At 38.1% G+C, this 25,689-nt stretch carries 18 protein-coding genes; 11 read left to right on the forward strand and 7 right to left on the reverse strand.

The genetic code is table 11. From position 1 onward, the window contains the following. From A7A78_RS02665 to A7A78_RS02695, 7 genes are all read left to right on the forward strand, one after another. The coding region (locus tag A7A78_RS02665; RefSeq protein WP_131811091.1) for a DUF7507 domain-containing protein at window positions 1-3,433 on the forward strand (3,433 nt) is incomplete at its 5' end. Window positions 3,434-3,489: 56 nt separating this feature from the next. After that, window positions 3,490-4,431 carry a PorP/SprF family type IX secretion system membrane protein gene (locus tag A7A78_RS02670; RefSeq protein ID WP_068760905.1) on the forward strand — a complete coding sequence of 314 codons (942 nt, stop codon included), beginning with the start codon at window positions 3,490-3,492 and terminating at the stop codon, window positions 4,429-4,431. A 13-nt stretch (window positions 4,432-4,444) separates the two neighbouring features. Continuing rightward, window positions 4,445-6,376, forward strand: coding sequence for an OmpA family protein (locus A7A78_RS02675; protein ID WP_068760906.1), 1,932 nt, complete (start codon window positions 4,445-4,447; stop codon window positions 6,374-6,376). Between the two features lie 106 nt (window positions 6,377-6,482). After that, window positions 6,483-7,001 carry an isopentenyl-diphosphate Delta-isomerase gene (gene idi / locus A7A78_RS02680; protein ID WP_068760907.1) on the forward strand — a complete coding sequence of 173 codons (519 nt, stop codon included), beginning with the start codon at window positions 6,483-6,485 and terminating at the stop codon, window positions 6,999-7,001. After that, window positions 6,998-7,408, forward strand: coding sequence for a 6-pyruvoyl trahydropterin synthase family protein (locus tag A7A78_RS02685; protein WP_068760908.1), 411 nt, complete (start codon window positions 6,998-7,000; stop codon window positions 7,406-7,408). Before idi ends, A7A78_RS02685 begins: the two co-directional genes overlap by 4 nt. Continuing rightward, window positions 7,405-8,385 carry a type I phosphomannose isomerase catalytic subunit gene (locus tag A7A78_RS02690; RefSeq protein WP_341271711.1) on the forward strand — a complete coding sequence of 327 codons (981 nt, stop codon included), beginning with the start codon at window positions 7,405-7,407 and terminating at the stop codon, window positions 8,383-8,385. Before A7A78_RS02685 ends, A7A78_RS02690 begins: the two co-directional genes overlap by 4 nt. A gap of 69 nt (window positions 8,386-8,454) precedes the next feature. After that, complete coding sequence (locus tag A7A78_RS02695; protein WP_068760910.1) at window positions 8,455-8,721, forward strand: hypothetical protein; 267 nt, start codon at window positions 8,455-8,457, stop codon at window positions 8,719-8,721. On the opposite strand, the gene A7A78_RS02700 is transcribed toward A7A78_RS02695, so the two are convergent. From A7A78_RS02700 to A7A78_RS02710, 3 genes are all read right to left on the reverse strand, one after another. Then, window positions 8,716-9,429: a DUF4369 domain-containing protein gene (locus A7A78_RS02700; protein ID WP_068760986.1), complete on the reverse strand. Its 714-nt coding sequence runs from the start codon at window positions 9,427-9,429 to the stop codon at window positions 8,716-8,718. The two genes, A7A78_RS02695 and A7A78_RS02700, sit on opposite strands and share 6 nt — an antisense overlap. Window positions 9,430-9,512: 83 nt before the next feature. Next, window positions 9,513-10,850 carry a DUF819 family protein gene (locus A7A78_RS02705; protein ID WP_068760911.1) on the reverse strand — a complete coding sequence of 446 codons (1,338 nt, stop codon included), beginning with the start codon at window positions 10,848-10,850 and terminating at the stop codon, window positions 9,513-9,515. A gap of 44 nt (window positions 10,851-10,894) precedes the next feature. After that, complete coding sequence (locus A7A78_RS02710) at window positions 10,895-11,821, reverse strand: alpha/beta hydrolase family protein (RefSeq protein ID WP_068760912.1); 927 nt, start codon at window positions 11,819-11,821, stop codon at window positions 10,895-10,897. Window positions 11,822-12,056: 235 nt separating this feature from the next. On the opposite strand from A7A78_RS02710, the gene A7A78_RS02715 reads away from it, so the two are divergent. After that, entirely contained in the window at window positions 12,057-12,833 is a 777-nt protein-coding gene (locus tag A7A78_RS02715) for a S1/P1 nuclease (protein ID WP_068760987.1), read from the forward strand. Window positions 12,834-12,855: 22 nt separating this feature from the next. Here the strand turns inward: A7A78_RS02715 and A7A78_RS02720 are convergent, their stop codons facing one another. The 3 genes from A7A78_RS02720 to htpG all read right to left on the reverse strand — a co-directional run bounded on the left by A7A78_RS02720 (window position 12,856) and on the right by htpG (window position 19,418). Then, entirely contained in the window at window positions 12,856-13,206 is a 351-nt protein-coding gene (locus A7A78_RS02720) for a DoxX family protein (RefSeq protein ID WP_068760913.1), read from the reverse strand. Between the two features lie 129 nt (window positions 13,207-13,335). Then, window positions 13,336-17,283 (reverse strand): HYR domain-containing protein, encoded by a 3,948-nt coding sequence (locus A7A78_RS02725; RefSeq protein ID WP_068760914.1) that lies wholly within the window; start codon window positions 17,281-17,283, stop codon window positions 13,336-13,338. A gap of 242 nt (window positions 17,284-17,525) precedes the next feature. Continuing rightward, entirely contained in the window at window positions 17,526-19,418 is a 1,893-nt protein-coding gene (gene htpG, locus A7A78_RS02730; protein ID WP_068760915.1) for a molecular chaperone HtpG, read from the reverse strand. Between the two features lie 375 nt (window positions 19,419-19,793). Between htpG and A7A78_RS02735 the strand changes: the two genes are divergently transcribed. After that, window positions 19,794-20,801 carry a 3-oxoacyl-ACP synthase III family protein gene (locus tag A7A78_RS02735; protein ID WP_068760916.1) on the forward strand — a complete coding sequence of 336 codons (1,008 nt, stop codon included), beginning with the start codon at window positions 19,794-19,796 and terminating at the stop codon, window positions 20,799-20,801. A gap of 413 nt (window positions 20,802-21,214) precedes the next feature. Then, window positions 21,215-21,574 (forward strand): CoA-binding protein, encoded by a 360-nt coding sequence (locus A7A78_RS02740; RefSeq protein ID WP_068760917.1) that lies wholly within the window; start codon window positions 21,215-21,217, stop codon window positions 21,572-21,574. On the opposite strand, the gene A7A78_RS02745 is transcribed toward A7A78_RS02740, so the two are convergent. Continuing rightward, a complete protein-coding gene (locus A7A78_RS02745) occupies window positions 21,545-22,990 on the reverse strand; it encodes a sodium:solute symporter (RefSeq protein WP_068760918.1) in 1,446 nt (481 codons plus the stop codon). The two genes, A7A78_RS02740 and A7A78_RS02745, sit on opposite strands and share 30 nt — an antisense overlap. A 134-nt stretch (window positions 22,991-23,124) precedes the next feature. Here A7A78_RS02745 and A7A78_RS02750 point away from each other — a divergent pair, with 134 nt between their 5' ends. Then, window positions 23,125-25,614: a T9SS type A sorting domain-containing protein gene (locus A7A78_RS02750; protein ID WP_094746012.1), complete on the forward strand. Its 2,490-nt coding sequence runs from the start codon at window positions 23,125-23,127 to the stop codon at window positions 25,612-25,614. Window positions 25,615-25,689: the final 75 nt, after the last annotated feature.

Consider the following 25,689-nt stretch of genomic DNA (forward strand, 5'->3'; position numbering starts at 1 on the left):
AGTAGTGGTTATCTGCCAGAACCCAGCTATCGCGATTGTTAAGACAGGTGTCTTCAACGATGTTGACGGCAACCAGTGCGCTGATGCGGGAATTGATACCATTACCTATACATTCACAGTAACCAATGAGGGCAACGTGAGCCTATCTGGCATCACGGTGACCGACCCATTGTTGCAGTCACCGAACCCAGTAGTTAACATTGTTTACCAAAGTGGTGATACAGATAGCGACGGGAAATTGGATGTAACAGAGACTTGGATCTACACCGCTACCTCGTATACCATCACACAGGATGATATAGATGCAGGTCAAGTAGTTAACCAAGCGACTGCCACAGGAATTGCACCGGACCAAAGTACGGTGAGCGACCTATCGGGAACTGAAATTGGCAATGATGACCAAACAATTGTTGAGCTTTGCCAGAACCCTGACATCGCTATCGTAAAGGTTGGTATTTTCAATGACGAAAACGGAAATGCCTGTTCAGATGTTGATGAGACTATCAGCTATACGTTCACTGTAACCAATGAAGGAAATGTGAGCTTGAGCAATATCATAGTTGATGATCCACTGTTAGGAGGGCCTATTGCAGGACCAGATAGTGGTGATACCGATAACGATGGAGAACTTGATGTTACTGAAATCTGGACTTATACTGGTACATATACCATCACACAAGATGATATAGATAATGGCGAGGTTATTAACCAAGCTACAGCTACTGGTACAGCGCCAGATCAAAGTACAGTAACCGATCTTTCTGGATCAACTACAACAACTGATGATACCACAATAATTGAGCTTTGTCAGAACCCTGCGATTGCAATTGTGAAAACAGGAATCTTTAATGACGAGAACGGAAACGACTGCTCGGATGTTGATGAAACCATCAGCTATACATTCACTGTTACCAATGAAGGAAACGTGAGCTTAAGTAATGTAACTGTAACTGATCCATTGATCACTACAATCACTGGTCCAACCGGTGATACTGACGCAGATGGTGAACTTGATGTAACTGAAACTTGGACATATACTGCAACATACAGTATAACACAAGATGATATAGATGCCGGATTTGTTAAGAACCAAGCTACAGCAGAAGGTACAGCACCTGATGCAACAGTAGTGAGCGATCTTTCTGATGAAAGTAGTGTTCTTGGAAATGACCCAACAATAACTGTGCTTTGTCAGAACCCTGCCATCGCTATCATTAAAACTGGAATCTTCAATGACGAGAACGGAAATGACTGTTCAGATGTTGATGAAACCATCAGCTATACGTTCACTGTTACCAATGAAGGAAACGTGAGCTTAAGCGATGTGATTGTTACTGACCCGCTAATTGCTACAATCACTGGTCCAACCGGTGATACTGACGCAGATGGTGAACTTGATGTAACTGAAACTTGGACGTATACTGGAACCTATGCTATAACTCAAGAAGATATAGATGCTGGCCAAGTAATAAACCAAGCAACTGTAAAAGCGAACGATCCAATGGATAATGCTGTTATTGATCTTTCTGATGAGAGCAGCGTACTGGAAGATGATCCAACAATTGTTGAATTATGTCAAAATCCAGCTATTGCGATTGTGAAAACTGGAATCTTCAACGACGAGAACGGAAATGACTGTTCAGATGTTGATGAAACTATCAGCTATACATTCACTGTAACCAATGAAGGAAACGTGAGCTTAAATAATGTAACTGTAACTGATCCATTGATCACTACAATCACTGGTCCAACCGGTGATACTGACGCAGATGGTGAACTTGATGTAACTGAAATATGGGTCTTCACTGGTTCATATGCTATTACACAAGCTGATATAGATGCTGGACAAGTTACAAACCAAGCTACTGCAGAAGGTACTGCACCAGATACAACTGTTGTGAGTGACCTTTCAGATGATAATAGTGTACTTGAAGACGACCCAACAATTGTTGAGCTTTGTCAAAATCCAGTAATAGCTCTTATTAAAACTGGAGTTGTTAATGATACAAATGGTAACGGTTGTGCAGATGTTGATGAAACTATTACTTATAGCTTCACAGTCTCTAACCCAGGAAATGTTACACTATTCAACGTAACAATCACTGATCCGTTAGTAACTGTAACAGGAGGGCCAATAACATTGGATCCAGGTGCTTCAGATGCAACATCCTTTACAGCAACATACATTATTACACAAACTGATATAGATGCTGGTGAAGTAATTAACCAAGCAACTGCTACAGGTACCGATGCTTCTGGAACAACAGTAACAGATCTATCTGATGATAACAGTGAATTGGAAGATGATCCTACCATTACAGTACTTTGTCAAAACCCTGCAATTGCTCTCATAAAAGTAGGAGTGCCAGCAGATGAGAACGGTAATGGTTGTGCAGATCTTGGCGAAACGATAGTTTACAGCTTCAGTGTTAAAAACACAGGAAATGTAGCATTGACCAACATAACGGTAACCGATCCTTTGGTAACTGTTGTTGGAGGGCCTATCACTTTAGACTCTGGAGCAGAAGACACCACAACATTCACAGCAGTATATACAATTACTCAGGATGACGTTGACGCAGGATTTGTTGAAAATCAGGCTATCGCAGATGGTACAGCACCAAATGGTGATATGGTATCAGACCAATCTGATAATAACAGTTATGTTGAGAATGATCCAACGATTACAAACCTATGCCAGAGTCCATCAATTTCTTTGGAAAAAACTGGAGAGTTTATAGATGAAAATGGAAATGGTGCAGCAGACGTTGGTGAAACAATAGAATACAGTTTCGCTGTAACAAACACAGGAAACGTAACATTGTACAACATAATGATTACAGACCCATTGCCAGGTATTCAAATCTTAGGTGGTCCAATTGCACAATTGCTACCTGGTGAAACTGACAGTACAACCTTCACTGCAATCTATGTGATTAACGATCAGGATATAGGTAACGGAGAAGTTGTTAACCAGGCAACTGTAACCGGAGAGGATGAAAATGGCACTATTGTAACTGACGACTCAGATGATCCAACAGATTTGACCAACAACGATAACAACGGTGATGGTGATCCAGATGATCCAACAGTAGTTATATTACCAGATGTATTGCCAACTACTTTTGAAATATTCAACGGTATCACACCAAACGGTGATGGCCTTAACGAATACTTCCAAATTGTAGGTATCGAAAATTATCCTAACAACAATGTTAAGATATTCAACAGATGGGGTGTACTAGTCTTCGAGACCAATGGTTATGGAGGCTCAGATGGAACTCAGAATGTGTTTAGAGGTATATCGGAAGGACGTGTTACTGTTCAGGAAGATAAGGAATTGCCAACAGGAACATACTTCTATATTCTTACCTTCCCAGCAGATAATCCTGGTAAGGACAGCTATAACGGATATTTATATATTAACAGATAGAAAAATCAAAAAAACTCCTGGGAGGAAATTCCCTCCCAGGATTAAAATACATAACTATGAAACACAGTTATCTAACACTACTAATTTTGATTTTACTTGGCACGTTTTCAAGTAAAGCGCAGCAGGATCCACAGTACACACAATATATGTACAACACGCAGGTGGTAAACCCTGCCTATGCTGGAAATCGTGAAGCATTAAGTTTTGGTTTGCTATACCGAACTCAATGGGTCAATTTTGGTGACGGAGCGCCTAACACGGGAACTTTCACAGTAAATTCACCTGTAGGGAACAATATGGGGCTTGGCCTATCTGTAGTAAATGACAGAATTGGTCCCTCGGTTGAAACTAATTTTAATATAGATTATTCCTATAGCATCAATACTTCAGAATCTGCAAAATTGTCTTTCGGGCTAAAAGCCGGGCTTGACATTTTAGATGTTGATTTCAGTAAATTGAACATTTATGATGGGAATGACCCTTATTTTGATGAAAACAATATAGATAACAAGCTTCAGCCACAGATTGGAGCAGGTATCTATTTTAATACTGAAAAGTTTTATGCAGGACTTTCGGTTCCAAACTTCTTGACTACAAAGCATTTTGATAAAAGCAGCATAGCGAACACAACTGTTGAAACCACCGCAGCTGAGCGTATGCACTATTTCTTGATTGCTGGTTATGTGTTTGACCTTAGTGAAAACTTAAAGTTCAAACCAGCAACATTGTTCAAAATGGTAAGTGGGTCACCTTTGCAAGCTGATGTTTCTGCGAATTTCTTATTGTATGATAAAGTGACACTTGGTGCGGCATACAGATGGAGTGCAGCTATGAGTGGTTTGGTTGGTTTTCAAGCTACGGACCAAATATTCATCGGTTTCGCTTATGATTATCAAACAACAGACATTGAAGCTTACAGTGATGGTTCCTATGAAGTTATGCTTCGCTTTGAATTGTTCAATAAACCAGAACGAGTGCTAACCCCGAGATTCTTCTAAAAAAATCAAGACTATGAATACAATAGTACGCAACATATTACTTTTCGCCTTGGTGGTTTTTACTGCCGGTAGTTCCTTTTCTCAGCAGAAGGATATTCAAAAAGCAAACAAAGAGTTTGACAAGTTTGCTTATATAGATGCTCGCGAAATCTATTTAAAGGTAGTGGCTGATGGTTACGAGTCTGCCGAGATTTTCAAGAAATTGGGAGATACTTATTATTTTAATAGCGATTATACAAACGCTGCAAAATGGTATGATAAACTAGTAAAACAATTTCCTGATCAAACTGAACCTGAATATTATTACAGAGCTGCACAGTCTCTGAAAAGTTTGGGAAAATACAGCGAATCCGATGCGCTTTTAAAAGATTATGTCGCAAAAGGAGGAAATGGTCTGGTTATAAAATCTTATGAAGACGATCCAAATTATTTAAAAAGCACGGTCTTCAAAGCAAGAGACTTCGTTCTTGAGAAAGTAGCTGTGAATTCTTCAAACTCAGATTTTGGGGCATCATTTTATGGAAATGATAAAATTGTATATGCTTCTGCATCTGGAACAGAGGGAATGAAAGTTTCTGAATGGACAAATCAGCCATTTCTTGATTTGTTTATGGCGGATAGAGATTCAACAGGCCAACTTAGTAATGCAATGAGATTGGGAGGAGATATAAACACTCAATATCACGAATCTTCAACCGCCTTTACCAAAGATGGCTATACCGTTTACTTTACAAGAAACAACTTTATAGATGGTAAAAAAGGAAAAGATAAAAATAAAACCATTCGTTTAAAACTATATAAAGCAACCAAAACAGGTGATTATAATTGGACAAATATTGTTGAATTGCCTTTCAATAGCAAAGAATATTCTGTAGCGCACCCAGCCTTAAGCCCAGATGGAAAAAAACTTTACTTTTCCTCTGATATGCCCGGTACCCTTGGAATGTCTGATTTATGGTATGTAGATATTCTTGGAAACGATAGTTATGGAACACCCGTAAATTTGGGTCCAAATATCAATACCGAAGCCCGAGAGTCATTTCCTTTTATAAGTGATAAAAACAATCTTTACTTCTCTAGCGATGGCCGTTCAGGACTTGGTGGGTATGATATTTTTGTAACACCACTAGATGATGCGGGAAAACCCGGAAAAATCACAAACTTGGGGGCTCCTTCAAACAGCGACCAAGACGATTTTGGATTTATTATTAATGAAGATGACCGCATTGGCTATGTTTCCTCAAACAGAGGAGGGGATAGAGGCAGCATTGATGATGACATTTATTTGGTAAAGGAAATATGTTCCATAACCATTCAAGGAAAAGTATTTGATGAAGAAACAAAAGATCCTTTGCCTGGGGCACAGGTAAGTTTATTGGATGAAAACAATCAATTGGTTAGTCAAACTACAGCTAAATATGACGGAACCTATAGTTTTGTAGGTGATTGCGGAACACAATATACTGTAAGAGGTGTAAAAGAAGGATACAATCCATATGAGAAAATGATTGAAACTCCAATGTTATCTGGAACCATAGATGTGCCGCTTCCATTGAAGAGAATTGATCCATGCCCACCAAACGATTTAGGTTGCAAACTAAACCTTCAACCAATCTATTTTGACTTTGACAAATCAAACATCCGTCCCGATGCTGAAATAGAACTGGCTAAAATTCTTGCGGCAATGAGAGAATACCCAGAGTTAATTATCCATATTGAATCCCATACAGATTCACGTGGAAATGATAGCTACAACATGTCTCTTTCTGAACGTCGTGCCCAATCAACACTTAAATGGTTAGTTGGAAAAGGAATTGATAAAAATAGGTTGACCGCCAAAGGATATGGCGAGTCGCAACTTGTGAACCAATGTTCAAATGGTGTGTCTTGTACTGCTGAAGAACATCAACTTAACAGAAGATCAATGTTCATAATAAAAAATTAAATTAACCAAATTAAATTAAGCGAAGCGTTCAATACTAGCTATTGAACGCTTTTTGCTTTTAAAACACTTTCTCTTTTCGTACTTTTGAGGCAAATGGCGCTTTTAAATGAAAGAAGAACAAGTGATACTCGTTAATGAAAACGATGAAAAAATAGGGTTGATGCCAAAACAGGAAGCCCATGAAAAAGGGGTGCTTCACAGAGCGTTTTCAGTTTTTGTTTTTAATGGAAAAAACGAACTGTTGTTACAGCAAAGGGCCTTGCACAAATACCATTCCCCCGGACTTTGGACCAATACTTGTTGCAGCCACCAACGCGATGGAGAAACCTCTTTAAATGCAGGTAAAAGAAGATTGTTTGAGGAGATGGGCTTTAGCACAGATTTAAAAGAAACCACTTCCTTTATTTATAAAGCTCCTTTTGATAATGGATTGACGGAGCACGAACTGGACCATATTCTTATTGGCAATTTTGAAGGCATTCCCCAAATCAATCCAGAAGAAGTAGCCTCATGGAAATGGATGGACTTGGAAGAAGTGAAAAATGATATTCAAAACAATCCTGAAATTTATACCGCGTGGTTCAAAATCATTTTCGATAAATTTTACCAACACCTTCTTGTATGAGTCTGACGGTTTATAGAAAAGCACATTTTAATGCAGCGCACCGTCTTTTCAGAAAAGAATGGAGTGATGCCAAAAACTTTGAAGTTTTCGGTAAATGCAGCAACCCAAACTTTCACGGTCACAACTATGAACTTGAGGTTGGAATCACAGGAGAAATTGACCCCGAAACAGGATTTTTAATGGATCTTAAAATTTTAAGTGATATTATAAAGGATGAAATTGAAGATTGTTTCGACCATAAAAATCTGAACGTTGAAGTTGCCGAATTCAAAAACTTGAACCCAACTGTTGAAAATATTGCTGTGGTTATTTGGAATAAAATCAGAACCCGGATAGATTCAAAATATGGCGTTTCAGTAAAGCTATATGAAACCCCACGAAATTTTGTTATTTATAATGGCCAATGATGATAACAGTCTCTCCCCTATATCCGTTGAAATTCCATCCTATATTGAAACCTAAAGTTTGGGGCGGAAAAAAACTGGCCAAACTGTTTAAAAAAAATGCTGTTGGAAATATTGGTGAAAGCTGGGAAATTTCTGGTGTCAATGAAAATGTTTCCGAAATATTAAACGGTCCTCTAAAAGAGAAATCCCTTAATTGGTTACTCGAAAATTATAAAGAAAAATTAGTTGGCGAAAAGGTTTATAAAGATTTCGGCAATCAATTCCCATTGCTTTTTAAGTTTATTGATGCGCGTGAAGACCTATCAGTACAAGTCCATCCCGACGATATTTTGGCAAAAAAAAGGCACAATTCTTTTGGGAAAACTGAAATGTGGTATATCCTTGATGTAGAAAAAAATGGGAAGCTTATTTTGGGTTTTAATGAAAGGATGGATCAAAAAAAATATTTAAAAGCGCTTTCCGAAAATAAAATCACAAAAGTTTTAAATTCTGAAACTGTCCAAAATGGATATGTTTTTATTATAAAACCGGGAACGGTTCATGCAATTGGGGCAGGGATTTTATTGGCTGAAATTCAGCAAACGTCAGATGTTACCTATCGAATTTATGATTGGGACCGGCCAGATACAAACGGACAAATGCGCGAATTGCACACAGATTTGGCTTTGGAAGCAATTGATTTTACACCAGCAAAAACCAAGTTGGAATATTCTGAAGAAATAAACAAACCCACACATATTGGAACTACCGATTTCTTTTCGGTAAACAAACTAGTACTTTCAGAATCGTTTGTTCGCGATTTGAATGAAATACCTTCATTTACGGTCTATATGTGCTTGGAAGGAGCGGCAATCATTGAAACCGATGATTTTTCCGAAGAAATAAAAAAAGGCGAAACCATTTTAATTCCCGCACAATTGCCTGAAATAAAATTCACTACAAATTCTGCAAGCTTTTTGGAAGTGTACATTCCTTAAATGTTTGTACCTTTGCCGAAATTATAAATATTGATTATTATTTAAAAAACGCTTTAAAGCGGAAAAATTATGGCAAACGTAAGAGACTTAAAGAAAGACATTAACTATGTTTTGGGCGATATTATTGAAGCAGTTTACATTTGGGAACTAACCAACCCAGATAAAGAAAACAAAAAAGCTGAAGCTATTATCGACGAGGCAATCACAACTTTTGATGAACTTATTACAAAAGTGAACCAAAAGGATGTTGACAACAAAAAGAAGCACTTTAAAAGCGTGAACATCGAACTTGAAGAACGCGGCAGAAAACTTATAGATAAAATAAACGCCCTATAAAACAGTATCTGTTTTTTTGCGATTTACAATAAAAGACTCCAATTCCTTACCGTATTTGGAGTCTTTTATTTTTGGTGCAAGTGCATTATACACCGTGTCTAAATATTTTATGTTGGAATTATAAGCTTCACTCAGCATTAAATAAGGCGCCACTTCTTGGTCTTTGTTATTGAGTGCAAAATTTATGGTCGCCAAATATTTACTGGAAATCAAAGCGCGCTGTTTTTGCTCTATCGTTAAATTTAATGAATCATTTTTTCCTTTATTCGTTTTAAAGCGTTGCTCAATCAATTCCAGATTTTTAGAAACATAACGTTGTTTCAACTTGTCATATTCCCGTAAAATACTATCATTTTTTGAACCGTAGACTACTGCCGCACTTCCAAAATTTTTCAAATTGGTTTTTATATTCAAACTACCGTTTTCTGCAAAGAACGTAATGCGATCGTCACGCAAAGTTCCATCCTTCAACCTAACGTATAAATAATAAATTTCTGGGCTTTCCACTTTTTTTGAAAATGAAAAATCTGAATTTCCGTCCACGATAATTGAATCTACAGTAACCAATACCGTATCTTCAAATTTCTGCAGCAGAAGTGTTCCCTTTTTTAGTCCTTTCACGGTGCCTGTTAAATTCATTTTTTCCGTGTCGGTAGAACAACCAATTACGGTGAGAAATAGAAGTACAATTAAAAGAAAGTGGCGCATTTTATTATTTTTAAAAGCCAAATTTACAATGAAAAAAGCTTCAGTTTTTGAAGGTGCAAATATGAATATTTTTTTTGAGAATTTTATCCCGCAGACGCCAATTGCATTAATACCGTGCATAAAATTGCGCCTACTGTGCCAATAGCGTACCCGAAGACAGCCAACAACACTCCAACGGTTGCCAAAGAAGGGTGAAAGGCGGAAGCTACGATAGGTGCAGATGCAGCCCCACCAACGTTAGCCTGACTTCCCACAGCTAAAAAGAAATAGGGAGCTCTAATTAATTTTGCAACCAAAATCATTAAACCGGCATGGATTGCCATCCAGACCAGCCCGATAACTATAAGTCCCATATTGTCAAAAATCAAGGTTAAATCCATTTTCATCCCTATGCTTGCTACCAAAATATAAATGAAAACACTGCCAAATTTACTCGCTCCAGCGCCTTCATAACTTTTCGCTTTTGTGAAGGAAAGCAACACGCCAATGATTGTGGTTATGGTTATCATCCAAAAGAAGCTAGAATCAAGGAAGGTAAAGATATTGCGGGTAATCCCTTTCGGGATTTCCGCGACTACCGAAGTGAAAAAAGCGCTCAGAAAATCTGCTCCAAAATGTGCAAAACTCACAGTTCCAAAAGCTATTGCCGCAAGAATCATCAAATCTGTCAAGCTTGGGTTTCTGTCAACTTTCTTTGCATAGGTAGATACCTTTTCTTTTAGGCTTTCAATGGCAGAAGTATCAGCCTTTAACCATTTATCAATCTTTGCAGATTTACCAATACCGAAGAGAATTACTGCCATCCAAATATTTGCAACAACAATATCCACAAAAACCATCCCGCCGTACAGTTTTTGGTTATAGCCATAAATTTCAAGCATTGCGGTTTGGTTGGCACCACCGCCAATCCAGCTGCCCGCAAGTGTTGAAAGACCTCTCCAAACTGCATCGGGACCAACGCCGCCAACTGTTTCAGGAGAAATTGTTCCCACAATTAAAACAGCTACGGGACCGCCAATAATTATTCCTGCAGTTCCAGCCAAAAACATAATAAGGGCTTTTGGGCCCAGATTAAAAACACCTTTTAGGTCAATACTAAGCGTCATCAAAACCAATGCTGCGGGCAATAAATAACGGCTGGACATATAATACAAACTTGTACTTCCTTTAGAAACTTCACCGGTATCGGAAATAGAAGTCCATTCCGGAGAAATAACGCCTGCGGTAGTAAGCAATGCGGGAAGAAAATAAGCCATGAAAAGTGCTGGGACAACCCCGTAGAATTTTTTCCAAAAACCATCTTCCCGTGAGGAAGTATAGAAAACGAAGCCCAAGGCTATCATTAAAATTCCAAAAACGATAGTATCGTTTGTAAAAAGAGGGGTGGTGTCCTTAATTAAATCGGCGGTAGTATCTTGCATTTTTGATGGTTTTGCTGCAAAATACAATTATTTTTTAATTCAGTTTATTTTTTAATGAAATCACTGATACTATTAATTAATTCAGGCATTACGGGCAGATTGTATATGTTGTAGGATTTGCTGTTTTCCAAATCATTCCCTTCAATTTTTTTGAAAATGTGATTCATGTTTGGGATGATTTCATATTCAGCATCAGGTTTGGCATTTTTTAAAATTTCAGCTTCTGAAATTTGCACTTGAATATCCTTATCGCCATTAATTATTAGCACGGGTATCTGCAACTTTGCTATTTCGTTTTTGGGATTATATTGCATCCAAGTGTAAACGAATGGCTGAATCTCCTTTCTGAAAATGGAAGCCAGCCCGGGGCTATAGTTGTAGGCCACCCCATTTGCGAGAAGATCATCAAAGGAATCCCTCGCGTTTTCCACCAGACCCGGCGCTTGTTTCCCGAGTTGATCAATAATAACATCATCAATTTCCTGTCCCACACCCGCTATGGAGACAAATCCGTCAGCGCCATTTTGGGCGGCTATCATGCCAATTAACGAGCCTTGGCTGTGGCCAATTATATAGATTTTTGAAAAACGTTCGTCATTTTTAAAATAGTTAAGAACAGCAGCGGCATCATCAATAAAATCTCCAAAACGGATATTTTTTTCGTCAATTGTTCTTTTTTTCATTTGTTTCACAATCCGTTTGTCATATCTGAAAGAGGCAATATTGTTCCCATATAATCCTTCGGCAAGAAATTTCAAGGAATTGTTTTCCATCATTTGTTGGTTCCCATTTCTGTCAGTTGGGCCACTGCCGCCAATAATAATTGCCAATGGAAGTTTTTCAGCGGTTGTTGGAACTATTAGCGTTCCATCAATGAGAGGCGTAATGCTTAAATCTTCAGAATTATACTCTTTGTTTTGCGCTGAAACTATTCCGAAGAAAAAAAGAAAAAGGAGAAAACTGTATTTCATCAAGTAAATTTTAAGTTTATTGAAGGTTAGATGGCCATGCTTTAACAAAGAAATTCCAACTATATTGCTTAGCCTGTGGCTTATCCTTAAAATTTAAAGCTATTTCCACTATTAAATATATCAAATAAAAGCGAAATTGTTTTTTTAAAATTTTTGAAAACTTTTGAATTCATAATCTATCAGTGCTACTATCTTTGCCGGATTGATTATACAACTCATTCAAAAAATAAATAATATGAAAAAAATTGTATTGGTAGTATTGGTTTCCCTGTTTTCAAAAGGTCTTTTCGCGGCAGACGATTGGGGCAAAACGGGACACAGGGTGGTTGGTGAAATAGCAGATGCTTACTTGAGCAAAAAAGCGGAAAAGGAAGTTTCAAAACTATTGAACGGCCATTCTTTGGCTTTTGTGGCAAACTATGGCGATGATATTAAAAGTGACCGCCGGTACGATTCTTTCAGTCCGTGGCATTATGTGAATTTTCCGTTTGGCGAAAAATATGAAACTTACGAAAAGAGTGAAAAAGGAGACATAATTCAAGCAATCAACAAATGTATTTCGGTTTTGAAAAACGATAAAAGCCCAAAGGATGAAAAGGTTTTTTATCTAAAAATGCTCGCTCATTTTATGGGTGACTTGCACCAGCCATTGCACATTGGTTTGGCGGATGACAAAGGGGGAAATGATTTTCAGGTGCGATGGTTCAGTGATGGTACAAATTTACATTCTGTTTGGGATTACAAAATGATCGATTCCTATGAAATGTCTTACACTGAACTTGCAAAAAATACAGATGTGCTCTCCAAGGAACAAGTGGAGGCAATCAAGAAAGGTACTGTTTTGGACTGGATGTATGAAAGCCGTGCCCTATGCGAAAATATTTACGGGCATACGGAAATTGGTGAAAAGCTCGGTTATAATTATATGTATGATTATATGGATACGCTGCGTTCCCAACTTCAAAAAGGCGGCATTCGTCTGGCAGGGCTTTTAAATGAAATTTTCAGTTAAAAAACAGCTATTTATAGTTTTCTTAAGTATATAGATAAGCCCAATACATCAATCCAAATTGTAGCGGAAATCTAAGTATTAATATCCATTTTGGCAATTTCATTGCGGCTTTTTCATTCTGGAGCATGTAAATGTGAATAGGTATGAAAAGCAAAAGCATGATTATTATTCCCCAGGCTGCAGCTTCTTGGGTGTTTTTATTCATAATCATAAATCCCAAAATCATTTCCGCTATTCCGCTTAACAAAACCATACTGCTATGTGCCGGAATATATGGCGGCATAATGCGTTCGTATAATTTTGGTTTTCGAAAATGGTTCATTCCAGCTAGTATAAAAAGAACCCCTATAAGATATTGGTGCCAAGGTAACATAGATATATTTTTAGGTTTTAAAAGTAATCCTTTTGAAGTTTTCTCCAAGCTTGAATTTCCTAAAAATAAAAAGCCTCCCTATGTTTCCATAGGAAGGCTTTCCTTAAATTAATAATCTATGAAAAAATACTACTCTTTAATCAAGCGCTTCACAGTGCTTGCGTTGTCACCAATAATCTGAACAACATAAACTCCAGCGGCAAGGGATGAAACATCCACTGCTTTTTCAGCCTGCATATTGCGAAGGTCTGTCTGGTTCACTAGTTTTCCGTTTATGTCATAAATCATCATTTTCTCTAAAGAAATATTGGTTCTATTAACAAGGTTCACCACATTGGCAGCTGGGTTTGGATATAAAGCCACGCCATTTTCCAATGAGTTTTGGTTCACGCCAAGGATTGATTCAATTGTAAGTTCAAAGTTACAAGTTGAAGTGTTTCCATACTCGTCAGTTGCGGTCATAGTGATAGTGTAAACACCATCAGACAATGCTGTACCTGGAGCAGGATCTTGGGTTGTGATTGTTACAGGATCTGTACAGTTGTCATCTGCAGTGGCTTCGCCAGTTGCAAAATAATCCGGTACAATGTAGAACAGGTTACCAGCTCCTGGATCAACAGTTTGATCTGCTGGACAGGTAAGTTCTGGACCTAAAAGATCTACAACTGTAATTACTGAAGTACAAGAAGCTAAGTTACCACTAGCGTCACTTGCAAATACTGTTACCGTAATAGGTGTTCCTATATCTGCACAGCTAACTTCTGTTACATCAACGGCCAGGATTGTTATACCGCAAGCGTCAAAAGACAATGGGCCACCTGGAATCTCTACAAAGAATGCATCTCCGTCAGAATTTGTTAAAGTAAGGTTCCAGTTTGCAGGATCAAATTGACCACTAAAGCCTGGCATAAAGTTGCTTATTACAGTTTCTGTGTTTCCGAAAACGTTATCATCAGTTTGAGAACGGAATCCAAATATATCACCTGGATTCACAGTTATTGCAGCGCTTCCAGATTGGTTTCCTAACCCTGGATCTGTCAATTGAGTATATGTACCATTCAATAAATATCCAAAACTATCGAATCCTGGGTCTGGGTCATTGGATGTATAATCCCAATCAAACGTAATATTGGCAGCTTCGGTTATGTTGACTGCAAAGTCCGTAAACCCTTCACTTCCAGATTGGTTATCACTACCGATCACCATTACCTCATAAGTTGAAGGCAAACTGGCCAATAGTGCCATTGGGTCAATTGTAGCTGTTCCGTCTGGGCCCAATTCTATTGTTGTGTCTTGACAAACTAATATTGGTGCAATGTTATCAATTACGTTCACAACAGCTGTACAGGTAGAAACGTTTCCACTGTCATCGGTAACGGTAACTTCAATAAGGTTTTCGCCTAAATCAGCACAAGTGAAGTCTAGACCACCACCACCGCCTCCGGTTGTGTAATGAATTGCTCCATTCCAAACACGTGGGCTGAAAGCTGGAGCTGTAAAAGGCACGTTTGAAGCAGCGCCCAAAGTCATAGACATATCAGCATTTGAGAAGTTTTGGTTGCTTCCATCACCATTTGTATATGCGTGTGCATGGGTAGCATCTAATACTAACGCCATACCATAAGTTGTATTTGCGCTTAATGTAATTGAAGATGCTAAAACAGCATTTGAAGGGCTGTCAAGACCAGCCGATGTTCCGGATGCAGTAGCCGCAACAGCGCCCCAAGGACCTGGGTTGCCTTCGTTACCAACATACGTTCCAACTAAGGTGTAAATGTCTACTGAAAACGAACCAGCTTCACCGGTGTTCATATCAATATCAGTAATTTCCAAATCACTTGGCCCAACAGTTATATCAAAATAAACAGCACCTCCTGGGTTACCACCATTGTTTGAAGCGAATAAAGTTGAAAGTGATCCCATAGTTCCACCGCCACCGCCACCAGCAGTAATAGTGTATCCGCAAGCTTCGTTAACACCCGTAACAAGATCGTTAGGATCTACACTGGCCATACCATTAGCGTCTAGATAAACGTCAAGACCGCCACCAGCAGTAGCTTCGTAGGTCAACAAGAAGTTGTCAACGCCAGCACCCCAGCCCCATTCTCCATTGTTGTCATCAAAGGTCCAGCGTACTTGGAATGCAGCATTCGCAAATGCAGAAACGTCAAAAGATTCAGTTTGAATGTCTGGGTCTAGATCATCTTCATAAAGAGCTATTTGTTGCCAAGCAGCACCATCCCACACTTCAACTTCAAAGGTTTGTATTCCAGATTCTTGGAAAGCAACATCGTATCCAACAAAAACATTGGAAGCTCCTGTTAAATCATAAACTGCTGAAAGCAAGGAAACGTTACTTGCAGGTGCGCCCAAGCCGCAATCATCATCATCAAAGAGCATTGCTAAGGTTGGAAAATCATCACCTGTTGGCATATCGCCACTGTTTATCCAGTCACAATTTCCTGTATTAACAACTGTAGACCATCCTGAAGGAAGGCCAGCTTCAAAATCTTCAGACTCGCTGAAGCTTCCAAAACCTCCAATACAGAATACTTCAGGTGCGGTAACGTCCTGAACCGTAACTGTAGAAGTACAAGTGCTTGAATTACCAGAGTTATCCGTAACGGTCATTACAACTGTGTTTGGTCCTGCCATAGAACAATCGAAAGTTGAAATATCAAGAGTCATAGAAGCAATACCACAGTTGTCTGTAGAACCGTTGTCCACATCAGCACCAGTAATAGTTACGGTGCCAGTAACTGGGTCAAGATCTAAGGTAAGATCCTGGCATATTGCCACAGGAGCCTCGTTGTCAATTACAGTAACCGTAAAGTCACAGGTAGCAGTGTTTCCATCGCTGTCTGTTACAGATAGTGTTACAAGTGTATCACCTACTGGGAACGTGCTTCCACTCGGTGGAGTTCCTATAATAGAAGAAGAAATGTTTCCATCTTCATCATCCAGTGCAATACCAACATAGTTTGCCACAGCGCCACAAGTTCCTGCGGCATTGTTTATCACAATATCACCTGGGCATACAATAGTTGGAGGATTGCCAAGTATTTCAGAAAAGTTTATGCAATAGCTTAACAAGGTTCCACTATCGCCACCTGCACCGTCACAGATACTTAGGGTCCAGTTGCCATTGATTGGTTGTCCTGCAAAAGTAGCTGCAAAAGTTCCACCCTCTGCTTGGAAAATTCCTGTAAAGGGAGCAACACCAGTAGTGATGCTTGGCGCTCCGTCCATAAATATCGTATTTCTGTAGTTGTCTCCAGAGCCACCATTTCCACTTGAAAGGTCAAGAGAGGTTCCCATTGGTGAAATTAAAGAAATTGAAAGATCTGAATCCCAAGTATGGTTAAGGTCTATCTCAACACTGTCTAAGGTGTAATCTCCTGGGTTTGTTCCAATGTTTCCAGTTGCGGAAACGGTAGCTGGTGAGGTGGTTGGGCCACCAACACAAGGAAAACCACCAGTTCCTGTTACAGGAATTGGCTGTGGATTGCCGGTGCCACATTCTGAAACAGGACCTCCTGAAACAGGCATATCACACATAATGACACCGCCATTAGGAGCAAAACTAAACTGAATACTACAATTTGCTGCGGAACTAGTATTTGTAAAAACAACTTCAAACCATCCAGGTGCAACTGTTGCTGAAAATGATTGAGTGGCAGAACTACCTACATCCCCCAAATAGTTAGCGCCTTGGTTTGCAGGGTCATAAGGTGTAGTGCTTACACCACCTGCACTTTGGTAGAACATTGCATGTCCATTGGTTGCGCAAGGTGTTGCTCCACTGTTAGGATCAAAATTGACAGTAATACATGTTGGAGCGGCGTCAGAATTATAAAAGCGGATAGCTGTATAATTATAAGTAGTTCCCGCATTAAATATACCGGGATATACTTTTGAAGGACATGAGCTAGCTATAGCATCTCTAAAAATTCGTCCTAGCTGTGTACCTGAACGAACAAAAAAACCAGATGGTTCTGCCGAAAGTCCAATTCGAGTCTCTATTGGACTGGTAAGATCATTGCAGTTGCCTTGTGCAAAGGAACTGAGAGTAAACATTGTTAAAAGTAAGAAACTTAGAAAAGTCCTCACTAAGTAATTTTTTTTCATAATTTAATGTATTTTACAGTTAGAGCATTAAATGTATGTTAAAATTTTCACATTTACCTTAATATATTTAATATTTTATGTTAAAAAAAGAGTATACTTCCTTTAATTAATAAAACTGTTATGAAGTCAATAAATAAAAGCCATTCCGTAAATTTGGAATGGCTTTTTAAATTTTAAAAAATAAAAAATATTTACTTAATCATCTCATAACTTCGTTTTATGAATGCTGTAAGCTCTTCTCCTTTGAGTAAATTTTTGCTTAATCTTGCCAAATCGAGCGCTTGGTTTACCAATCTCTCTTTTTTCTTTTCAGTTTTCGTATTCAAAATTTCGCTCACCAATTCGTGATTGGTATTTACAATCAGATTGTACATTTCAGGGAAGCCTCCCATCCCAAACATACCACCGCCACCAGTTTTCTGCATATCTTTCATTCTTCGCATAAACTCGGGTTCGGTGATAATGAATGGATTTGCATTACTGTCCAAAGCTTCTAACTGTACGCTAAATTTTTCCTTTGGAATAACGCCGTCCAAAAAGGTTTTCAGCGTTTCTTTTTCTTCATCTGAAAGTTTTGAAATCTGGGCATCGTCTTTTTTGATGAGGTTTTCAACGTGATCGCTGTCCACACGTAAAAAAGAGATTTTTTCTTCACTACCTTCCACTTTTTGAAGTAGATGCGTTACTATTGGAGAATCCAAAAGCAATACTTCATAGCCTTTCTCTTTTGCCGCTTCAATGTAGCTGTGTTGTTCTTCTTTATTTGAAGCGTAAAGAATCACGGTATTTCCATCTTTATCTGTTTGAATATCTTTTATCTTTTCCTTTAATTCTGAAAAAGTATAAAAAGTGTTGTCAACTGTTGGATAAAGTGCAAAATCCTGCGCTTTTTCGAAGAACTTATCTTCCGTCAACATCCCGTATTCAATAACGATTTTAATATCGTTCCATTTCTTTTCAAAACCTTCACGGTCACTATTGAAAAGACTTTTCAACTTATCTGCAACTTTTCGGGTAATGTAACTTGAAATCTTTTTCACTGCGCCGTCAGCTTGCAAATAGCTTCGCGATACGTTCAGCGGAATATCCGGACTGTCAATTACTCCGCGGAGCATCGTCAAGAATTCGGGCACAATTCCTTCCACGTTATCAGTTACGAAAACCTGGTTTTGATAGAGCTGGATTTTATCTTTTTGAATGCTCATATCGTTCGTCATCTTAGGGAAATAAAGAATTCCGGTAAGATTGAACGGATAATCAACATTTAAGTGAATGTGGAAAAGCGGCTCTTCAAACTGCATTGGGTACAGTTCGCGATAAAATGAATTGTAGTCCTTATCTTCCAATTCAGTTGGCTGCTTAGTCCAAGCTGGGTTTGGATTGTTGATAATGTTATCAACTTCCTGTGTTGGCGCTTTGTCTTCTTCTTTTGCACCTTCGGGTTTTGGAAGTGTTTCGGTGCGCGTTCCAAATTTGATTGGAATAGGCATAAACTTGTTATACTTCACCAACAACTCACGGATACGGCTTTCTTCTAAAAACTCTGTGGAATCTTCCGCAATGTGAAGGATTATCTCAGTGCCTCGTTCTTTTTTATCGGCTTTTTCCAAAGTGAATTCCGGCGAACCATCACAAGTCCAATGCACAGCGGGTTCGTCTTTGTAGCTTTTGGTGATAATTTCCACTTTTTCGGCAACCATAAATGCAGAATAGAAACCAAGGCCGAAATGACCGATAATTCCTGCATCTTTTCCGTTTTTGTCTTTGTATTTTTCAATGAATTCCTCGGCGCCGGAAAAAGCGATTTCGTTGATGTATTTTTCAACTTCGTCTTTGGTCATCCCAATTCCTTGGTCAATAATGCGAAGTTCCTTTTTCTTTTTATCGAGCTTCACTTCAATCATTGGGTTGCCGTATTCCACGCCTTCAGCTTCGCCAATGTTGGCCAAATGTTTCATTTTTAATGTGGCATCCGTTGCGTTTGAAATTAATTCACGAAGAAAAATCTCGTGGTCGCTGTATAAAAACTTTTTTATCAGCGGGAAAATGTTGTCCACTGATACATTGATAGTTCCTTTACTCATATTTTCTATTATTTATTACTTATTATTACTTTGAAATAATACGTAATAGTCAAATAAAATACCATAGCGAAAATTTCTGCCACCTTGTCACAAAAAACTTTAACAAAACTTTGTTTAATCCATTAACAATTTCACTAAACAAAGAGTAGTATCTTTACGAATAGATAATTGAATATAAAATTGCTATGAAAAAGTAAAATATTCTATTATTTAATTGGTTAGGTTGTTTAAGAAGGGCGCATCTTTTGCGCCCTTCTTTTGTTTTAGATGACAGCCCCTCTTTTTTTACTATGCATGCATACTATATAAAGTGCAATTTGTTTCCTTGAAATACAGCAGATACTTATCTTTCCGCTTGATTTAAAACATACATAGATGTACACTTCAAAAATTACTGGTTTGGGTTATTACGTACCCGAAAATGTGGTTACAAATGATGATCTCTCAAAATTGATGGATACGAACGATGCTTGGATTCAGGAGCGCACTGGCATTAAAGAAAGAAGGCATATAAAAAAGGGTGATGGTAATTCTACATCGGTTATGGCGGTTAAGGCCTCAACCGTTGCTTTGGAACGCGCCAAGCTTGTTCCCAATGATATTGATATGATTGTTTTTGCTACGCTAAGCCCAGATATGTATTTTCCGGGCTGCGGGGTAGAAGTGCAGGAAATGATGGGAATGCGCACTATTCCAGCTTTGGATGTTCGCAACCAGTGTACGGGTTTTGTTTATGCACTTTCTGTGGCAGATCAATTCATTAAAACAGGTATGTATAAAAACATATTGGTTATTGGCAGCGAAAACCATAGTGGCGGATTGGATTTTTCAGATAGAGGTAGAAGTGTTTCGGTTATTTTTGGCGATGGCGCTGGTGCTGCCGTAGTTTCAAGAAATGAAACAGGTAAAGGAGGTATTCTCTCCACGCATCTTCACAGTGAGGGCCAGCATAAAAACGAACTTTCACTAAAAGGCCCGAGTACCGCACATTGGGTGCCTGAGATTATTGCCGAAAACAACCAAGAGGACATTCCGTATTATCCTTATATGAATGGACAGTTTGTTTTTAAACATGCCATTGTACGTTTTTCTGAAGTAATAGAGGAAGGCTTGCAGGCCAATAATCTGAACGTAAAAGATATTGATATGTTGATTCCGCATCAGGCCAATCTTCGTATTTCGCAGTTTATACAGCACAAATTGAAATTGACTGATGACCAAGTCTTTAATAACATCCAAAAATACGGAAACACCACTGCGGCGTCCATTCCAATTGCATTGACCGAAGCGTGGGAAGAAGGCAAGATTAAGGAAGGCGATTTAGTGGTTTTGGCTGCCTTCGGAAGTGGTTTTACTTGGGGAAGCGCTATTATTAGATGGTAATTATAATAAAATTGAAAATTAGAAAAGCCTCTCAAAAGTTTGAGAGGCTTTTATTTACCTAAAAAAGGTATAATTCGTTAAAAGGCTAATTCAAATAAATTATAAAAATGAAGTTTTAGGTATTTATTATATAGACGAAAAAACTTCCGTGATAGTTTCACCTCAACACATTATTTAACAGAACAATAACATGGCGAGCCTAAAAAAACAAACCCGAAGCATAAACTTCGGGTTTGGATCTTTACCGCTATTATTAACACTAACCATCAACGTAAAAATTTTCGCAGTAAAGAATAAATTCTAACTACTATATAGACGTCCAAAGTTTCGGAATGTTTCATTGACAATTTCATTTTAACGAACATTTATGAATTGTTGAAAAAGAGTATTGTAATTTTCAGAAAAACACAATAATGAAAAATACATTGGTTCTTGGCGCTAGTCTAAACCCCAGCCGTTATTCAAATCTTGCAATCAATAGATTGGTGAATTATGGACACACCGTAAAGGCTGTTGGTTTAAAAGAGGGAATTGTTGCCGGAGTTGCAATTTCTACTGAAAAAGAAAACTTCAAAAATATTGATACGGTAACGCTTTATTTGAATCCTAAAAGACAGGAGGAGTATTATGATTATATAATTTCGTTAAAACCGAAACGCGTCATTTTCAATCCCGGAACTGAAAATCCCGAGTTTTATGAATTACTTCGAAAAAACAATATTGAAACAGAAGTTGCCTGTACTTTAGTTCTTTTGGGAACGAATCAATACTAGTCCTAAAAAGGTAAGCGCGCCGTTCAATATCAATATGAAAAACCCGAATTCAAAGTTTAAGTATTCGTTGGTAAGATAACTAATTCCATATCCAAAAAAAGGAGTTAAAATAGCAACCATTGGTACGAATTTATCCTTCACATTCCATTGTGTGAAAAGCCCATAAGCATATAAACCAAGCAGCGGCCCATAGGTATAACCAGCAAATACAAAAAGTTTTGCAATCACGGAATCATCTGCGATTATATATTTGAAAATCATGATTACCGCAATCAATACTAAGGAAACCAAAATATGAATTAGTTTACGAACGCGCACTTGTTTCGCTTCGTCATATTTTTTTTCAATTTCAAGTATATCAATGCTGAAAGAAGTAGTCAACGCAGTTAATGCACTATCTGCACTACTATAAGCTGCGGCAATCAAACCTAATATAAATAATACAGCAACGCCAATCCCGAATTCATTCATCATTGCAAGTGTTGGGTAAAGTTGGTCTTTGTGGGCGTCTATTCCGTTTTGAGATGCGTACACTGTCAACAATAATCCCAGAACCAAAAACACGAAGTTTACAATCGTTAGTACAATGGTAAACCAAAACATATTTTTCTGGGCATCTTTTAGATTTCGACATGTCAAGTTTTTTTGCATCATATCTTGATCAAGTCCTGTCATTACAATTGCTATAAAAGCACCGCTTAAAAATTGTTTTATGAAAAAGTCACTTGATTTCCAATCATCAAAAAAGAAAACCTGACTCATATCGCTATCAGCAATAAAAGTAAAAAGTTTGCTTCCTGAAAGCCCTAAATCTGTGGAAACATAATACACGGAAACCCCAACGGCTACTAACATAAAGAGGGTTTGTAGTGTATCTGTCCAAACAATTGTTTTTATTCCGCTTTTGAAAGTGTAAAGCCAAATCAGCAAAATAGTAATCGTAACGGTTACCCAAAAAGGAATGTTAATTGCGTCAAAAATCAAACTCTGCAGCACAACTGCCACTAAATACAGCCGAAAACTAGCGCCCACAACACGTGATAAAAGAAAGAAGGAAGCGCCGGTTTTATAGGAATACTTTCCAAAACGACCTTCCAAATAGGTGTAAATTGAAGTTAGATTCAGCCTGTAATAAAGCGGAAGTAATACCGTGCCAATAACCGCATACCCCACAATATAGCCTAATACAACTTGAAAATAACTAAATTTTGAAGCTTCTACCCAACCAGGAACAGAGATGAAAGTTACCCCGCTCAAAGAAGCGCCAATCATTCCGAATGCAACCAAATACCAAGGTGATTGTTTTCCGGCTTTAAAAAAATCGGCATTGCTTCCGCCTCTGTTGGTTAAAAAGGAAACTAAAATCAGTATCAAAAAATAGCCAACAATTAAAAGGAGTATGTGTAAGGGTTGCATAAAAATTAAGACTTCAATGGTTTAGGTTATTTTTTTTGGTAAAAATACAAAGTTTGTTTACCACACCATTTTTATTTTTAATACTTTTGGAATTCTTGAATTAATAAATACATAACTTCCTAAAATTTAATAAGATGCGTTTTAAACTATTACTTCTTTTTACATTATTTCTTGGTTCTTTTGCCAGTCAGGCGCAAGAATATCTACAAATGATCGATGCCGGTACGTATAAGGTACAGGATATTATTGACAGTGCGGAATCCTATTTTGCAAATAGAGACAAAGGCCGTGGAACTGGTTACAAACAGTTTAAAAGATGGGAATACAATGCCCTGCGTATGGTAAAGGAAAACGGTTACCTTCCAACCACACAAGAGCGTTTGAATGAACTGGAACATTGGAACGCATACTTAAATAACACTGCAGCAAATAGAGCAGTGCTTCCGGATAACTGGCAAGAATTGGGGCCTGTGGAGTGGAACGCTACTTCTGGATGGAATCCTGGAGTTGGAAGAATTACTGGTTTAGCCATTGATGAAGGTGATATAAACCATATGATTATTGGAGCCAATACAGGTGGAGTTTGGAGAACCACAGACGGCGGCCAAACATGGACACCTTTGAGTGACTATTTTTCAAACCTTTCAGTTTATTCTGTAGCAATAGATCCAACAAATTCTGATACATACTTTTTTGGTTCTACAAGTGGAATGATATTTAAATCAACTGATGCGGGAGCAACTTGGAATTTATTGGGAACTATAGGAAATAGTATCGTAAATAAAATATTGATTAACCCTTCAAATACCAATATGATGTTCGCAACTGCGGAAAATGTTGGAATATATAGATCTACAGATGGAGGGGTTAATTGGTCTCAACCTGTGTCTGACAATAGAGGTTATGATATTGAATTTAAACCGGGAGATCTTTCAGTGGTATATGCTTCAGGAAGTGGTTTTCACAAATCTACTGATGGAGGAGCTACGTTTACTACTATAGGTGGCTTTTCGTCTGGAGCCAAAATGATTGGCGTTTCGGCAGATGATCCCAATGTGGTTTATGTTTTGGAAGCTTTAAATAATAGATTTGGCGGTTTTTATACTTCAAGCAATAGTGGTGGCAGTTTTACAAAATTAAACCACGGAAGTCTTAACTTTTTCGGTTATAGCACTAGCGGAAACGACAATAATGGTCAAGCGCCACGTGATATGGGTATTGCCGTAAATCCAAATAATGTAGACGAGGTTCATATTGCTGGTTTGCTTACTTGGAGGTCAACAAACGGAGGTGTTAACTTTACTTGTACTTCTGACTGGATTCCTGGAAACGCCGCTTCACAGAACATTGGCTATTGCCATTCTGATGTTGACGACCTTCAATTTTATGGAACCACTTTGTTTGCAATAACAGATGGGGGAATTTATAAAGCTGAAAATACAGGTACGGTAAACGCAAATTATTACGAAGATCTGACCACCGGATTGGGAATTCGTCAATTTTACAAAATAGGTATTTCCCAAACAGCAGATGTAATTGTTTCTGGTGGATCGCAAGATAACGGAACGTCATTTTATAAAGCAGCAACAGGATGGAAAGACTGGTTGGGAGCAGATGGTATGGAATCTTTTATTGATAAGGACAACATCAATTTGTTTTACGGAACTAGCCAAAATGGTCAAATGTATAGAAGTGGAAATGGCGGAAATTCGTATACTGGTCTTAACGAACCCGGAAATGGTTCTGGAAACTGGGTAACACCTTTTGAACAGGATCCTGTTACTACTAATGTAATTTATGTGGGCTATAACCGTGTTTACAAATCAACAACCAATGGAGGTAGTTGGACGAGCATTTCACAAGATTTTTTAAGCAATTTAAATAATTTGAAAATCTCTCCATCAAACAATCAGGTAATGTATGTTTCGAGAGGTCCATTCCTATATAAAACAGAGGATGCTGGTGCCACAGATTGGGTACAAAAAACATTCCCAGGAGGTACAGTAAATTCAATTGCCATTCATCCAACAAACCCTAACAAAATTGCACTTGCAATTAACGGCAATAGTCGTGTAGTTGTTTCTGAGGATGGTGGAGATACGTGGATAGATTATAAAAAGAACCTTCCAAATTTTAGCGCATTTGCAGTAGTTTGGGATAATAATGGTGAAGATGGACTTTATTTGGGAATGGATTATGGAATCTATTATATAGACAACACGTTCACAGATTGGCAACCATACAGTAACTTATTGCCAAATGTGTATATAAATGAATTGGAAATCAACAACGTAACAAACATGCTTTATGCAGGAACCTATGGAAGAGGTCTTTGGGTTTCTCCTTTAGTAGAAGGTACAGCAGGAGTGGAAGATAGAATTTCCGAAAACAGTATTGCTATATACCCAAACCCTGCAACTTCAGAGTTTACGATCGCATTACCAAAAACATTGAAAGCCGAAGTGAGAGTTTTTGATATCACAGGAAAACTACTTATTTATGAAGCCGATGCATTAATAGCGAACAAGCATACGGTTGACGTTTCATCTCTTTCCGCTGGAACATATTTTGTTCGTCTTAATACGGAAGAAGGAAGCGCAACAAAAAAACTGCTTATAAACTAAGAACCTTTTTATTTATTGGAATGCTTCAGGAAAAATCTTTTTTCTGAAGCATTTTTTTTAACTTGCCCACAGGAA

Origin of the sequence: Aequorivita soesokkakensis, from assembly GCF_001641085.1 — a bacterium.
In the GTDB taxonomy this organism is placed as follows: domain Bacteria; phylum Bacteroidota; class Bacteroidia; order Flavobacteriales; family Flavobacteriaceae; genus Aequorivita; species Aequorivita soesokkakensis.